At 60.0% G+C, this 12823-nt stretch carries 14 protein-coding genes; 10 read left to right on the top strand and 4 right to left on the bottom strand.

Annotation, left to right across the window (positions count from 1 at the left end):
• Window positions 1-615 precede the first annotated feature (615 nt).
• The 4 genes from HER32_RS07110 to HER32_RS07125 are packed head-to-tail and all read left to right on the top strand — an operon-like array spanning window position 616 to window position 3084.
• On the top strand, window positions 616-1206 hold the full coding sequence (locus HER32_RS07110; protein WP_187632074.1) for an outer membrane beta-barrel protein: 591 nt from the start codon (window positions 616-618) through the stop codon (window positions 1204-1206).
• Between the two features lie 42 nt (window positions 1207-1248).
• Entirely contained in the window at window positions 1249-1614 is a 366-nt protein-coding gene (locus HER32_RS07115) for a hypothetical protein (protein ID WP_168681393.1), read from the top strand.
• Window positions 1615-1621: 7 nt separating this feature from the next.
• Entirely contained in the window at window positions 1622-2179 is a 558-nt protein-coding gene (locus tag HER32_RS07120; protein WP_168681394.1) for a YceI family protein, read from the top strand.
• 14 nt (window positions 2180-2193) lie between these two features.
• The gene (locus HER32_RS07125; protein WP_232066417.1) at window positions 2194-3084 is read left to right on the top strand and encodes a DUF5777 family beta-barrel protein; all 891 of its coding nucleotides are present in this window, start codon (window positions 2194-2196) and stop codon (window positions 3082-3084) included.
• A gap of 103 nt (window positions 3085-3187) precedes the next feature.
• Here HER32_RS07125 and HER32_RS07130 read toward each other — a convergent pair whose 3' ends face one another.
• Complete coding sequence (locus tag HER32_RS07130; RefSeq protein WP_168681395.1) at window positions 3188-3790, bottom strand: NifU family protein; 603 nt, start codon at window positions 3788-3790, stop codon at window positions 3188-3190.
• Between the two features lie 212 nt (window positions 3791-4002).
• Between HER32_RS07130 and HER32_RS07135 the strand changes: the two genes are divergently transcribed.
• On the top strand, window positions 4003-5064 hold the full coding sequence (locus HER32_RS07135; RefSeq protein ID WP_168681396.1) for an OmpA family protein: 1062 nt from the start codon (window positions 4003-4005) through the stop codon (window positions 5062-5064).
• A 12-nt stretch (window positions 5065-5076) separates the two neighbouring features.
• Here HER32_RS07135 and aroC read toward each other — a convergent pair whose 3' ends face one another.
• On the bottom strand, window positions 5077-6156 hold the full coding sequence (gene aroC / locus HER32_RS07140; protein ID WP_168681397.1) for a chorismate synthase: 1080 nt from the start codon (window positions 6154-6156) through the stop codon (window positions 5077-5079).
• Window positions 6157-6228: 72 nt separating this feature from the next.
• Entirely contained in the window at window positions 6229-7722 is a 1494-nt protein-coding gene (locus HER32_RS07145; protein ID WP_168681398.1) for a BatD family protein, read from the bottom strand.
• A 275-nt stretch (window positions 7723-7997) separates the two neighbouring features.
• On the opposite strand from HER32_RS07145, the gene HER32_RS07150 reads away from it, so the two are divergent.
• The 5 genes from HER32_RS07150 to HER32_RS07170 all read left to right on the top strand — a co-directional run bounded on the left by HER32_RS07150 (window position 7998) and on the right by HER32_RS07170 (window position 11856).
• Window positions 7998-8708, top strand: a complete 711-nt coding sequence (locus HER32_RS07150) for a ferritin-like domain-containing protein (RefSeq protein WP_168681399.1) — start codon at window positions 7998-8000, stop codon at window positions 8706-8708.
• 29 nt (window positions 8709-8737) lie between these two features.
• Window positions 8738-9589: a ferritin-like domain-containing protein gene (locus HER32_RS07155; protein WP_168681400.1), complete on the top strand. Its 852-nt coding sequence runs from the start codon at window positions 8738-8740 to the stop codon at window positions 9587-9589.
• A 222-nt stretch (window positions 9590-9811) separates the two neighbouring features.
• Window positions 9812-10519 carry a ferritin-like domain-containing protein gene (locus HER32_RS07160; RefSeq protein WP_168681401.1) on the top strand — a complete coding sequence of 236 codons (708 nt, stop codon included), beginning with the start codon at window positions 9812-9814 and terminating at the stop codon, window positions 10517-10519.
• Window positions 10520-10535: 16 nt separating this feature from the next.
• Window positions 10536-11438, top strand: coding sequence for a ferritin-like domain-containing protein (locus HER32_RS07165; protein ID WP_168681402.1), 903 nt, complete (start codon window positions 10536-10538; stop codon window positions 11436-11438).
• Between the two features lie 223 nt (window positions 11439-11661).
• Entirely contained in the window at window positions 11662-11856 is a 195-nt protein-coding gene (locus HER32_RS07170; protein ID WP_149070906.1) for a hypothetical protein, read from the top strand.
• Here the strand turns inward: HER32_RS07170 and queG are convergent.
• Window positions 11853-12818, bottom strand: coding sequence for a tRNA epoxyqueuosine(34) reductase QueG (gene queG, locus HER32_RS07175; protein ID WP_168681403.1), 966 nt, complete (start codon window positions 12816-12818; stop codon window positions 11853-11855). The two genes, HER32_RS07170 and queG, sit on opposite strands and share 4 nt — an antisense overlap.
• Window positions 12819-12823: the final 5 nt, after the last annotated feature.

Below are 12823 nucleotides of genomic sequence, written 5' to 3' on the forward strand. Positions count from 1 at the left end.
CAAGCTAAGCCGACTGAGCAAAGCCCATTGGCTCCCACAGCTGGCTCCACACTGGCCTCGAATGAACCGGCAACCCAAACGGCTCCGCGCGGCGTAGCGCTAACTACAATACTGCCGCGCCCCAGACAACGGCGCACCTTCCTGCCGCTTCTGCCTTCACCTCACCGCTCAAGGCTTGTGCAGCACACATCTGCAGCAGATTTCGAGGATGTTGAGGCGACAAGCGCAAAAAGCCGTAGTAGCGCCGGTCTACTTGCCGTGGCCGTGAGCCATCCGACTTCCCCACCTCCCCAACCCTCCTCAACAGTAGAGTCCTCGACTGCTACGGCTTCTTCTCCACTCCCGGCCCCGGCTATATCCAGCCCCAGCCTTGCTAGTGCCGCTAGGCATACAGCCAGCGTTGATCAGCCAACTACTGAGCCTACTCCAACTATCAGTGTTGCCCCTGCAGAGTTTGCCCCCACCATAATTTCAGCAGACTCTGTTTCTCAAGAAGCCAAAGCGCCTGTCAACTCACTGGCCCTTGCCGATACCCCTCCAGCCCTACCGGATTCTGCTCATGCGCCCGAGCCCAAGCGCAAGGCAACGCCGCCGGCCTACCGGTTTGGCTTGCTGGTGCAGTACGCGCCCGAGGTAAGCACCGTGCGCTTTTCACCCATTAGCAAAGCCGGCAGCAACGTGGGCGGCCAGGTAGAATACTTCTTCACCAACCGCCTCAGCGTGAATGTGGGCGTGCTGCGGGCCATGAAACGCTACCAGGCCCGCGGCACCGACTACCACGCCCGCCCGGCTTACCTGCCTTCCTCTATAGACATTGATGAGGTAGACGCTGACTGCCGCATGGTGGACATTCCACTGAACGTGCGCTATGCCCTGCGGGTACAACCGAAATACCAGCTGTTTGCCAGCGCGGGGCTGTCGTCGCTGCTGATGCGGGACGAGCGGTACGTATACTATTATGACTACTACAACCGGCCGGTGCAACGCGAATGGCGGGTGCAAAAAGGCAGCAACCACTGGCTGAGCGTGGTGAATCTGTCGGTGGGCTACGAGCGGCAGGTAGCGGCGCGCTGGGGGCTACGGGCCGAGCCTTTCGTGAAAATCCCGCTGGGCGGCGTGGGGGCTGGCCAGGTGCGCCTGAGCAGTGCGGGCGTGTTTTTCGGGGCGCAATACCGCCTGCTGAGAGCCGCAGCTCTACCGCACTAGCCCCTCCCCCGCGCTTTTCTTTCTTCTATTTACTTACTCATCATGAAACTGCGCTTCCCGCCGTATTGGCTTGGGCTAGGCTTGCTGTTGCCTGCCTGCGCCTACGAAAATGCTGAAGAACTGCTGCCGCAGCCCACCTGCGACGTATCGGCGGTGACTTACAGCCGGACCATTCAGCCTTTGTTGCAACAGCGCTGCTATCCCTGCCACGGCGGAGGAGAGGCAGAAGGCAATGTGGTGCTCGACAACCTGGCCGCCGTGCAGCACCACGCGGAGCACGGCGCCCTGCTGGGCGTGCTCACCCCCGGCTCGGGCTACCCGGCCATGCCCAAAAGTGGCTTCGCCCTGAGTACCTGTGAAGTGGCGGCCATCCGGGCCTGGGTAGAGGCAGGTACCCCCAACAATTGAGTTTCCCATGAAAACGTGCTGGCTTTTTCTCTGCCTCCTGCTCGGCCCCATATGCAGTGCTTTTGCCCAAGGCAAATACCTCACGCGCACCGGGCGCATTACCTTCTTTTCCTCCTCTCCGCTTGAAGACATTGAAGCCCGCAACGAGCAGGTGGCTGCCATCCTGGATCTGCAAACCGGCCAGGTGGCCTTCACCGCTCCCATGCGCGCCTTCGTGTTTCCGAATAGCCTGATGCAGGAGCACTTCAACGAAAACTACGTGGAGTCGGAGAAGTACCCGCGGGCCACCTTCGCGGGCAAGCTGCTGAACTGGCCGGCAGCCGAACCCCTGACATCCGGGAGTGCCCGCAACGTAATGGTGGAGGGCGACCTGACCATTCACGGGGTGAAGCGGCGCGTGAAGGTGCCCGGCACCCTGGAGCTACGCGGCAGTACCCTAGTCGTGAATGCCAAGTTTGCGGTAGCCCCCGCCGATTATAACATTGAAATTCCGCTGCTGGTGCGCGAGCATATTGCCAAATCAGTGGCCGTGACCGTGGCCCTCACTTGCCCTTCTCAACCCTAACACCACCGCTGGCTATGCTTTTTCGGCTACCCTCTGCTTTGCGCTTTATTGTCTGTCTGAGCTTGCTGCTGGCTGGGGCAGTCCCGGCCGTGGCTCAGGACAGCCTGCTCAACCAACTTACCACCCAAGACAGTCTTCGTACTCCGGAGCCCGTAGTCGCTACGTTTAAGGGCACCCGCGTCAGCAATGGGCACTCCATCGAAACCCCGGGCCAGGGTGTGCTGCTCTTTCTTATCTCGCACCGCTTCGGCACGCTCAACAGCGGCGCGTATAACTTCTTTGGGCTCGATCAGGCTACCATCCGCCTGGGCCTGGAATACGGCCTGAACGACCGGCTGGCCGTAGGCGTGGGGCGCAGCTCCCTGGAAAAAACCTACGACGGGTTTGTGAAATACCGCCTGCTCCGCCAGCAGCCCACTCACATGCCGGTGTCCGTTACTTTGTTCGGCAGTACAGCCCTCACCACGCTACGCTTTGGCAACGAGCGGCCTTTCCGGTCACGCCTGACGTATACGTATCAAGCATTGGTGGCCCGGAAATTCAGTCCTGGCCTTTCCCTGCAGCTGATGCCCACGCTGGTGCACCGCAACTTCGTGGCCACGGAGCGTGACAACAACGACGTGCTGGCCCTGGGCATTGCGGGCCGCCAGAAGCTCAGCAAGCGCGTGGCCCTTACCCTGGAGTATTACTACCTGCTGCCCGGCCCCACCGCCGACGACTTCCGCAACTCCCTGGCCGTGGGGTTTGATATAGAAACCGGGGGCCACGTCTTCCAACTCCACTTTACCAACTCTCAGGGCATGATTGAGAAATTCTTCGTGCCCCAAACGCAAGGTAACTTCTGGGACGGTGACATCTACTTTGGCTTCAACGTGTCGCGCGCCTTTGGTGTCAAGCACAAGTAGTACTGACAGAATTCGTCAGCGGCAGAGCAACTCCAAGGCCTTAAAAACCAAAAAGCCCGATTCGCAGGAACCGGGCTTTCTGGTTCTAGTTAAAAGCAAGTAGTTACACCGTAATACCTTCGGCTACTACTTCCGTTACTTCGGGCACCATGCGCTTGAGCAGGTTTTCGATGCCTGATTTCAGCGTAACAGTGGCCGAGGGGCAGCCCGAGCAGGAGCCCTGTAGGTTTACGGTTACGATGCCGGCGTTGTAGCTCTTGAAGGTGATGTTGCCCCCATCCTGCTCCACGGCGGGGCGCACGTAGTTGTCGAGCAGGTCGATGATTTTCTGGCTGGTTTGCTGGTCCTGCTCCGAGGCGTTGCCGGTAGCGGCAGCCGTTTGGGCGGCTTTCTGCTCAGCAGCGGGGTCCACGGTGAAGATGGACCCGCCCGCCTCCACGTACGACTTCAGGAACGTGCGAATTTCCGGAATCAGCTGCGCCCACTGGTGCTCGGTGGTTTTGGTGACGGTTACGAAGTTCTGGGCAATGAACACCCGGCCCACGTAATCAAAGTTGAACAGTTCCTGGGCCAGCGGCGAATTGGCGGCGGCCTCCAGGTTGGGGTAATCCACGCTCACGCCATCGGTGAGCAGCTGCTGGTTCAGCACGAACTTCATGCTCTCCGGGTTGGGCGAAGCTTCGGCGTAGATGGAAATGGTAGACATATTCGGTCAAAACAAAATGACGGAGAAAGCAAAAACTTCAAGGGCAGCCGGCCGCTTAGCCTGGGCTGACGCCCTCACAACAGCGCGAGCCCCCGATAGGTTACAAAGGTAGCAGAATGCGGCCAGCCCGGAGATGAAAATACGGGCTGGTGGGTATGGCCCAGTCAGAGACACGCGGATAGTTTTGTCAGCTCACCTTCGGACCGCTTTTTATGCTTTTTCGCTTCGCTCTGCTTCTGGTCTGCACCCTATTTACCAGCGTAGCCTCGGCCCAGACCTTGGTCCCGCGTCTGATTCTGGAAGAAGACTTTCAGGACAACCACCGCAACTGGCCTACGGGCCTCATCAACAACGCCGAGTATAAAGTAAAGCGCGGGGAGTATGTGGCCAAAGCACGCGGCAACGAAAACAATACCAGCGTGGCCCTGCTGTTTATCCCGGAGCTGGAAAAAAGCCAGAACTTCATCATTGAGGCCGAGCTGAGCACCACCTCGGCGGGCTGCCTGGCCTGGGGTTCCGGCAGCCGCGACAACATGCGCCTGTTCGGTACCATGAGCGAGCATCGGTTTGCCGTGTGCGGCTGGCGCGGAGGAAAATTCTTTTCCACCAACGGCGACAATGCCTATTCGGCCGCCGTGGGTCGTCAAACCAGTTGGCACACCATGCGGATAGAGTGCCGCGGCCCGCAGGTGCAGTACTTCGTGAACGGGACGCGGGTTTGGGAGCAGCAGCTCACGCGGATGCTGGGCCACGGCCTAGGGCTGGAAACCAACCTGGGCGCCGAAGCCAGCCTGCGCCACCTGCGCGTCTGGCTGCTGGAACCGGAGCCAGAGCCCGTCGCAATACCCGTCACGCCGGAACCCAAACCAGCTCCGGTAGCTGCTGCCGAAGCCACCGACGCAGCCGCAGCCCTGGCCACTCCCCTGCGTGCGGGGCAGCGGCTGGCCCTTCGCAACGTATTTTTTGTGCAGGGAAAACCCGAGTTGCTGGGTACTTCCAAACCCGAGCTGGCGCGCTTGGCCAAAGCCCTCAACGACCAACCCGCGCTGCGCATCCGGCTCGAAGGCCATACCGACAACCAGGGGCCCGAGGAGAAAAATCAGTTACTAAGCGAGCAGCGGGCTCAGGCCATTCAGGCCTTTCTGGTGAAATACGGGGTGGCCGCCACCCGACTGGAAACCACGGGCTACGGCTCCTCCCGCCCGGTAGCGGCCAACGACACCGAAACCAACCGCCGGCGCAACCGGCGGGTGGAGTTCGTGATTCTGGATTAGCCCTGGAGTGAGCTACACCCGGTTGGCGCGGGCGCGCAGTAGCATATCGGCCAGCACCAGGTTGGCCATGGCATCCACGATGGGCACGGCGCGGGGCAGTACGCAGGGGTCGTGGCGGCCCTTGCCGGCCAGAGCAATGGCTTCGCCCTGGTCGTTGATGGTGGCCTGACTTTGCAGAATGGTCGCCACGGGCTTGAAGGCCACGCGGAAGTAAATATCCTGCCCGTTGCTGATGCCGCCCTGAATGCCGCCCGAGTGGTTGGTGCGCGTGCGCACCTGGCCGGCCTCGTCGGTGTAGAAGGCGTCGTTGTGCTCCGAGCCAAACAGCAGCGTGCCCTCGAAGCCCGAACCGTACTCGAAGCCCTTCACGGCGTTGATGCTCAGCATGGCTTTGCCTAGCTCGGCGTGCAGCTTGTCGAACACTGGCTCGCCCAGGCCGGCCGGCACCCCGCGCACCACGCCCGTTACTACGCCTCCCACAGTGTCGTGCCGGTCGCGGGTCTGGCGAATGAGGTCGGCCATGCGCTCAGCCGTTTCGGGATGGGGGCAGCGGACCATATTCGAGTCGATAAGACTCAGATCCAACTCCTCGTAGCCTACGGGCACCTTCACGCCCCCTACCTGCGACACGTAGCTTTGCACCTGAATGCCGTGCTGGCGCAGGAAGGCTGCAGCTACGGCACCGGCGGCTACGCGGGCCGCCGTTTCCCGGGCCGAGCTGCGCCCGCCCCCGCGGTAGTCGCGGCGGCCGTACTTCTGGTCGTAGGTATAGTCGGCGTGGGAGGGGCGATAGGCGTGCTGGATGTGGGTGTAGTCGTGGCTGCGCTGGTCCTGGTTGCGAATAAGCAAACTCAGCGGCGTGCCGGTAGTATAGCCCTCAAACCAGCCCGCTAGCACTTCTACTTGGTCGGCTTCCTGGCGCGGGGTAGTTAGCTCGCTCTGGCCGGGCCGCCGCCGGTCCAGCGCCGTTTGAATTTCCTGCCCCTCCAGCGCTAAGCCCGCCGGGCAGCCATCTACGATAACCCCGATGCCGGGTCCGTGTGATTCTCCAAAGGTGGTGATGCGGAATAGCCGCCCAAACGTGTTACTCATTCCCCAAGGGCCTGGCTGGCCACTTCATTAAAATTAACCTGGCCACTAGCAGCCTGAGCCGCAAGCTACGGCTTACGCGCCGGTATTGCCACGCCACCAACCAAAAGCCGCCAGCAACAACAGTCCGGCCAGCAGGTAATTGGCGTAGCGCCGCACCTCATCGGGCGTCTTGAGAGGCAGCAGCTGGTTGTCGGCGCTTTCCAGCCGGCTCTGGTAGTAGGGGTCGGTGGTGCGGGTGCTGATGGCGGGGGCCTGCGCGGCGCCCAGGACCTTCACCTTCAGGCTAGCGCGCAGCACCTGGTAGTTTTGGGTGGCGGGGTCAAACACGGGCACCGCAAACAGGCTGTCCAGAGCCAGCACCCCGGGCTGCCGGGGCACAATGCGGTAGCGGAAGGTTTTGTATCCCCCTACCCGCCCGTTGGCGCGCGTTACCTCCTGGTGGACTTCGGGTCCGAAGATTTCTGCCCCTGCCTGCTCCGTAGGGGCCACCGGATTCACGGCGGCCAGGTTTCCCTCGCCCTCTATGCGCAGTGTATACGTGAAAGCCTGCCCCGTGCGGAACCGACTGCGGTCCACGGACTCCAGCAAGCGGTAAGAGCCTACCACGGCCTGGTCGCGCAGCGGGTGCGGCGGCAGGGGCTTGACCGCCACCGTGCGCGGCAGGGAAATATACGTTTTCAGGCCCGTCATGCGGTTATCGAGGGTCGGATCGGGCTTCTTGGGCAATTTGTACTTAATCATCTGCAGATCTACGGCCGGCCATTCCAGCGCACGGGGCGTGAGCGGGTAATAAACGGCTTCGTAGAGGTGGTAACGCAAGTAGGGCTTGCCACCCACAGTGGTATTCTCAGGCAACACCTCCTGCTCGTCGGAGGGCTCAACCCACACGGCCGGTTGTTGCAACCGCCGCAGAATGCGGGGCAGCTGCCGGTTGTAATCATAAAAATCGAGCAAGCCCTGGTCGGCGGGCGTTAGGTAGAAGTACAGCCCTACGTGTACCGGCTCACCCACGTACACGCTGGTTTTATCGGGCACCACGGCCAGAAAGGCGTTATCCTGGGGTTCCACAAACTCCTGCGGTTTCTGCTTGCCGAAAAGCTGATCTAACAGCCCCACGCCGGGTGGAGCACTGGGGGTGGCCACTGCCTGCTGAGGAAGTACTTTCAGAGTAGCTCCCCCGGAGCGCACCTGCTGGCCGTTTACGCTTATGGTAAAGGCTGGCAGCACGTACTCACCTTCCTTGTAGGCGGCATAGCGCTGGGTAATGGTCAGCTGGGTGGAAGACTTCCCGCCCACAATGCGGGTTGTGGTGGTGCTGGACTTGCCGCTTTTTTTGAACCCCTCAATGTCCGGAAAAGCCGAATAGCGCGCTAACGGGGCGCCTTCCAGCTGAAAAGCCAGGGTGAAATACTCATTCAGCGGGAAGCTGGTTGGCCCCAACACCAGCCGCACCTGGCCCGTGGCAGTGGCTGGGGCAGCCGGAGCAGCGGGTACCTGTGCCTTGGCGGCCGGAAGCAGGCCCGAAAAGAAGCTGAGCAGTAGCACCCAGCGAAAAAAAAAGTGCATGTGCGAAAAAAACTTAGCCAGCTCCTAAAACTACGTAAAAAGCTGCTTTTCTGCGGAAAAGCCCAACGTGAGCCAGCGTAACCATGCATCAAATAAGTTATATCAAATCCGGTATTTACAAAAAATTAGGGACTGCGCAATCTATAGTTCAGCTAAGCCCGTATGTGAGTTCAGATTCAGGTTTTACTGGGTTTTTCGCCGCTCCTTCCCCGTTTTGGGCCAGGCTGGCGGGGTATTGCCCACCTTTTCTATTCCTCACCCATTCTAATTTTTCCATGTCCAACTTCCTCAAAAAAGAAGGCGAAGAAGCGGAGCTGACTACCCCGCTGCACGCGCCCATCAAGCGCCGCTCGTTCTTCATGTATGCCGGTGCAACGGCCGGGGCCACGGCCCTACTACTTTCCGGCTGCGACGATGATGACGACGAAACCCCGGCCGCAGGCACGGTGAGCCTTGGCTCGGGTGATATAGGGGTGTTGAACTATGCGTACGCCCTGGAGCAGCTGGAAGCCGCTTTCTACGCACAGGTAATTGCCACGCCTTATGCCAGCATGCCGGCCGACGAAATGACCGCCCTGACGGCCATTGCCAAGCATGAAGCAATTCACCGCGACTTTTTCAAGGCCGCCATCCCGGCTGCCTCGCGCATTCCGGCCCTCAACCCCGATTTCTCGTCCATCAACTTCTCTAGCCGCGACGCAGTGCTGGGAGCAGCCAAGACGTTTGAGGACCTGGGCGTAGCCGCCTACAACGGCGCTGGCAGCCTGCTCAAAAGCCCCGACTACCTCTTGCTGGCCGGCAAAATTGTGTCGGTGGAAGCCCGCCACGCGGCCTACGTCCGCGACCTGCTGGACAACGGCTCGTTTGCCGGCAGCGACGTGGTAAATGCCAACGGCCTTGATCAGGCCCTGCCCGTAGCCACGGTACTGGCAGCGGCCCAGAAGTACATTAAAGAAACCATTAACGGCGACAACGTAGGTAAGTAGCCTTCTTCCAACCTCAATTTCCTCTTGATATGAATCTGTTCAATATAATCTCGGAGCTGGAGAAGGTGGACCCTGAAATCATGGACCGTCTCTCCCACCGCCGCAGCGCGCTTTCAGCGCTAGGCTCGCTGGGTAAGAAAATGGCCTTGGCCGCTGCTCCCATTGCCATCGGGTCAGCCTTTAACAAGGCCGTCGGCCAGAACACGCTCAACACCGCCAACGAGGTTCTTAACTATGCCCTGTTGCTGGAGTACCTGGAAGAAGACTTTTATGCGCAGGCCCTGGCAGCCCCTACCCTGGCTGCCAACCTTACCAGCGGCTCAGCGGCCCGTGGGGCCATTCAAACCATCAAGAACCACGAGACGGCCCACGTGAACCTGCTGAAAGCCGCGCTGGGTACCAACGCCAACCCGCGCCCGGCCAGCTTCGACTTCGGCAACGCCTTCCTCACGTATCCTACCTTCCTCACGTTTGCGCAGGCGTTTGAAGACACGGGGGTACGCGCCTACAAAGGCCAGGCTACCAAAATCCAGTCGGCCAACCAGCCGGCTATTCTCCAAACGGCTCTGCAGATTCACTCGGTAGAGGCCCGGCACGCGGCCCACATTCGCTACATGCGTCGGGGTGCCGCCGCCGGGGGGCAATCCAACATCATGCCCTGGGTTGTTGGCAAAGAGGCCAATGGGGCCCCCGATGCCGTGTATGGAGCCGGTAACCCTGCCGCTACTTTCCCGGCTGAGGACAACATCACCCAGGCTACTCTCACGCTGACCACCGGGCTCGGGGCTACCTACACGGCCGCTGATGTCAGCGCCGCCTTCGACGAAGGCTTGGACAACACCACGGTAACCACCATTGCCCGGTCTGTAGTAACCTTCTAGCGCTCCGCTGATTTTCTGATTGCCGAAAGGCGCCTCCTGTACCAGGAGGCGCCTTTTGTTGTATAGCCCGGCCGGCATTTCCGGCTCACGCCCGCTCCCGGACCGGTGCAACGCCAGGGCAACGTTTGGGCTCCTGTAGTTGGGGTATCCGAGTTTATCGGGCTACCTTTGTTTGGTGACTTCCGCTTCGGGGTTGCTGGTTGCGCATTGTGTTTGTTGCGAATGTCTGATTCCGTAGTTACTAAATTTCTTACCCGGTCCCTGCACCGTCGTTCCTTCTTCCGAATTGGTGGCGCAGTGGCGGCGGCCACCACTCTCACGCTGGCTGGTTGCGGCGACGACCCCGTGGCTCCGACGGGCAGCTCAGTGCTGAGCTTGGGCCAGGCCGATGCCGGTCTTCTAAACTATATCTACGTGCTGGAACAGCTGGAAGCGGCTTTCTACCAGCAGGTGCTGGCCGCCGCTCCCGCCGACATGAGCACGGAAGACAAAGATTTGCTCACTCAGATCTACCAACACGAGGTAGTGCACCGGGAATTGCTGCTGCAGGCTCTGTCGGTGGCCGGCGCGGGGGTACTCAGCAACTTGGAGTTCACCTTTGCTTCGCTTTCCCTTTCGTCCCGCTCGGGGGTGCTTACGGCGGCCCGCATGTTTGAGGACCTGATTGTAGCGGCTTACAATGGCGCGGCCCCCCTGTTTGCCGACGGCACTTACCTGCTGCTGCTGGGTAAAATAGTATCGGTAGAAGCCCGTCACGCGGCCCTTATGCACGACTTGCTACAGCCCGGCTCGTTTGCTGATAACAGCGTAGTGGAGGCATCCGGCACGTTTGCCGGACTCGAGCGCACCCTCACGGTTGCCGAGGTTATCACGGAGCTTAATAAATACCTGGTCATCAAAGTGTCGGCCGACAATCTGCCCACTGCCTGATTCAGCGTTCTGTCCTATGAATTTTCTTCAGCTTCTTGCCGATCTGGCGCAGGCCAATCCGGCGGTATATACACAGGCTAGTCAGCGCCGCACGATGTTGCGGCAGCTAAGCCAGCTGGGCGGCCGGGTGGCGGCTACGGCCCTGCCGCTGCTGGCCGTTTCAACTTCCACTGCCAAGGCTGGCACCCGCGAGAATCTCCTGGATGTGCTGCAGCTGGCCCTTACGCTGGAATACCTCGAAAGCGACTTTTACCGCACTGCCCTGGGCAAGCTGGCTCGCCCCGATGGTAGTCTGGTTTCGGCCGACTTTGTCCCGGCCAGCCTGCGTGCCGATCTGGAAACCCTTCAGCTGCACGAAGACCAGCACGTGGCCTTTCTGCAGGCAGCCCTCGAAAACTCGGGCGTAGTGGTGCCGGCCCGGCCTCGCTTCGATTTTACTGGCAGCCGCAATGGCGCCCAAGCAGCTCTGTTCCCCGACGTTTTCACCAACTTCGATACCTTCCTGCAGGTAGCGCAGACCCTGGAAGATGCCGGCGTGCGGGCCTATAAAGGTCAAGCTGGCTTCCTTATCAACGACAACGCCTTGCTGGAAGCCGCTTTCCGCATTCACTCCGTAGAAGCGCGCCATGCTTCCCACATCCGCCGCCTGCGGCGTCTGCGCCAGACTGGTGCGGCGGAGCCCATCCGTAACTGGGTAGGCCCCGGTCTAAGCGGTAGCCCGGCCGCGCCGGCCTCCGATGCCGCTTACGTTGGCGAAGACGCTCTTACGCAGGCCCTGCCTAATTCGGCAACCGTTCAGCTGGAAGAGTTGCGGATTGGTTCTGACCGGGACCGGGCGCTACGCTCGGCGCAGGAGGCATTTGATGAGCCGCTAACCACCGCTCAGAGCACCGCATTGGCTAATATTTTCATCTATTAGGCTGCTTATTCAGCCTTTTCACGCAAAATCCCCCCTGTCAGCATCTTGCAGTTGCTGGCAGGGGGGATTTTCTTACGGCGGAGCTTGCATTATCTCCCAGATATCTTGTATATTTCACTACCAAGCCAAATTCAGTGACCCTGGTAAGCTAGCCTTTTTTGATGGCTCGCGTATACGTCGCCTGTCCTCTTTTCCAACTCCGCAACCCTAAGCGCTGAACACCATGCTGGAGTACGCCAAAACTATTTTAGTAAAAGTTAGCTTCGACAAAATTCTGTTTGAAAAAGAGCTGCGTAAAGCGTTACGTATGCTAGTGCCCGATGAACTTCGGGAGTTGCGCGCCTGGTGCTACCAGCAGTTTGCCCGGGTGTACCGCACCATTCTCAACCGCGTGTTTGGCCAAGCAGCCACCGCCTAAGTACCTTTTTCTTCCGGGTATATAAATGGCGCAGCTTCCGTTACGAAGCGGATGTTGCGCTGCAACCCTGCATACCCCGTACGCTTCACTGCCGACTGCCGAAACAGCTCGGAGAAAAGCTCGTGGGTAATTTCCTGCCAGTCGCCGCGCGTGAGGTCTTTGAGGGCGGGGTGAGCCGTGAACTGGAGCTCCTGGTGCGGCCGCGAAAAGCGGTTCCAGGGGCACACATCCTGGCAAATGTCGCAGCCGAATACCCAGTTGCCGAACTGCCCGTTCACTTCCCTTGGAATCTGGTCTTTCAGCTCAATAGTGAAGTAGCTGATGCACTTGCTGCCGTCGACCACGTAAGGCTCGGTAATGGCTTGGGTAGGGCAGGCATCCACGCACTTGGTACAGGTACCGCAGTAATCTTTGATAGGACCGTCGTAGTCCAGCTCTACGTCCACGATGAGTTCGGCAATGAAGTAGAACGAGCCCACGCCGGGCGTAATCAGGTTGGCGTTTTTGCCTACCCAGCCCAGCCCGCTCTTCTTGGCCCAGGCCTTATCCAGCACCGGCGCCGAGTCCACGAAGCACCGGCCGCCTACCTCCCCTATTTCCTCCTGCATGTCCTGCAGCAGCGTCTTCAGCTTGTCTTTGATGACAAAGTGGTAGTCGCGGCCGTAGGCGTATTTGCTGACTTTGAGCGTATCGTTGGGCTGCTGCTCTTCCTGGGGCGGGTAGTAGTTCAGGAGGAGGGAAATGACCGATTTGGCGCCATCTACAAGCAGGCGTGGATCGAGGCGCTTATCGAAGTGGTTGGCCATGTAGGCCATCTGCCCGTGCATGTTGCGATTCAGCCAGTTTTCGAGGCGCGGGGCTTCTTCCTCCAGAAACCCGGCCTGGGAAATGCCGCAGTACATAAAGCCCAGCTCCGCCGCCCGGCGTTTGATGAAAGCAGTGTAATGGGCGGTGGGCAGCATAGAGG

This window comes from Hymenobacter sp. BT18, assembly GCF_012273015.1.
Lineage (GTDB): Bacteria > Bacteroidota > Bacteroidia > Cytophagales > Hymenobacteraceae > Hymenobacter > Hymenobacter lutimineralis.

What these genes read in the sequence shown, in the direction of transcription:
- HER32_RS07115 (WP_168681393.1), top strand. Translation starts at nt 1,249, where the DNA reads ATGAAACTGCGCTTCCCGCCGTATTGGCTTGGGCTAGGCTTGCTGTTG.
- HER32_RS07120 (WP_168681394.1), top strand. Translation starts at nt 1,622, where the DNA reads ATGAAAACGTGCTGGCTTTTTCTCTGCCTCCTGCTCGGCCCCATATGC.
- HER32_RS07125 (WP_232066417.1), top strand. Translation starts at nt 2,194, where the DNA reads ATGCTTTTTCGGCTACCCTCTGCTTTGCGCTTTATTGTCTGTCTGAGC.
- HER32_RS07130 (WP_168681395.1), bottom strand. Translation starts at nt 3,790, where the DNA reads ATGTCTACCATTTCCATCTACGCCGAAGCTTCGCCCAACCCGGAGAGC.
- HER32_RS07135 (WP_168681396.1), top strand. Translation starts at nt 4,003, where the DNA reads ATGCTTTTTCGCTTCGCTCTGCTTCTGGTCTGCACCCTATTTACCAGC.
- aroC (WP_168681397.1), bottom strand. Translation starts at nt 6,156, where the DNA reads ATGAGTAACACGTTTGGGCGGCTATTCCGCATCACCACCTTTGGAGAA.
- HER32_RS07145 (WP_168681398.1), bottom strand. Translation starts at nt 7,722, where the DNA reads ATGCACTTTTTTTTTCGCTGGGTGCTACTGCTCAGCTTCTTTTCGGGC.
- HER32_RS07150 (WP_168681399.1), top strand. Translation starts at nt 7,998, where the DNA reads ATGTCCAACTTCCTCAAAAAAGAAGGCGAAGAAGCGGAGCTGACTACC.
- HER32_RS07155 (WP_168681400.1), top strand. Translation starts at nt 8,738, where the DNA reads ATGAATCTGTTCAATATAATCTCGGAGCTGGAGAAGGTGGACCCTGAA.
- HER32_RS07160 (WP_168681401.1), top strand. Translation starts at nt 9,812, where the DNA reads ATGTCTGATTCCGTAGTTACTAAATTTCTTACCCGGTCCCTGCACCGT.
- HER32_RS07165 (WP_168681402.1), top strand. Translation starts at nt 10,536, where the DNA reads ATGAATTTTCTTCAGCTTCTTGCCGATCTGGCGCAGGCCAATCCGGCG.
- HER32_RS07170 (WP_149070906.1), top strand. Translation starts at nt 11,662, where the DNA reads ATGCTGGAGTACGCCAAAACTATTTTAGTAAAAGTTAGCTTCGACAAA.
- queG (WP_168681403.1), bottom strand. Translation starts at nt 12,818, where the DNA reads ATGCTGCCCACCGCCCATTACACTGCTTTCATCAAACGCCGGGCGGCG.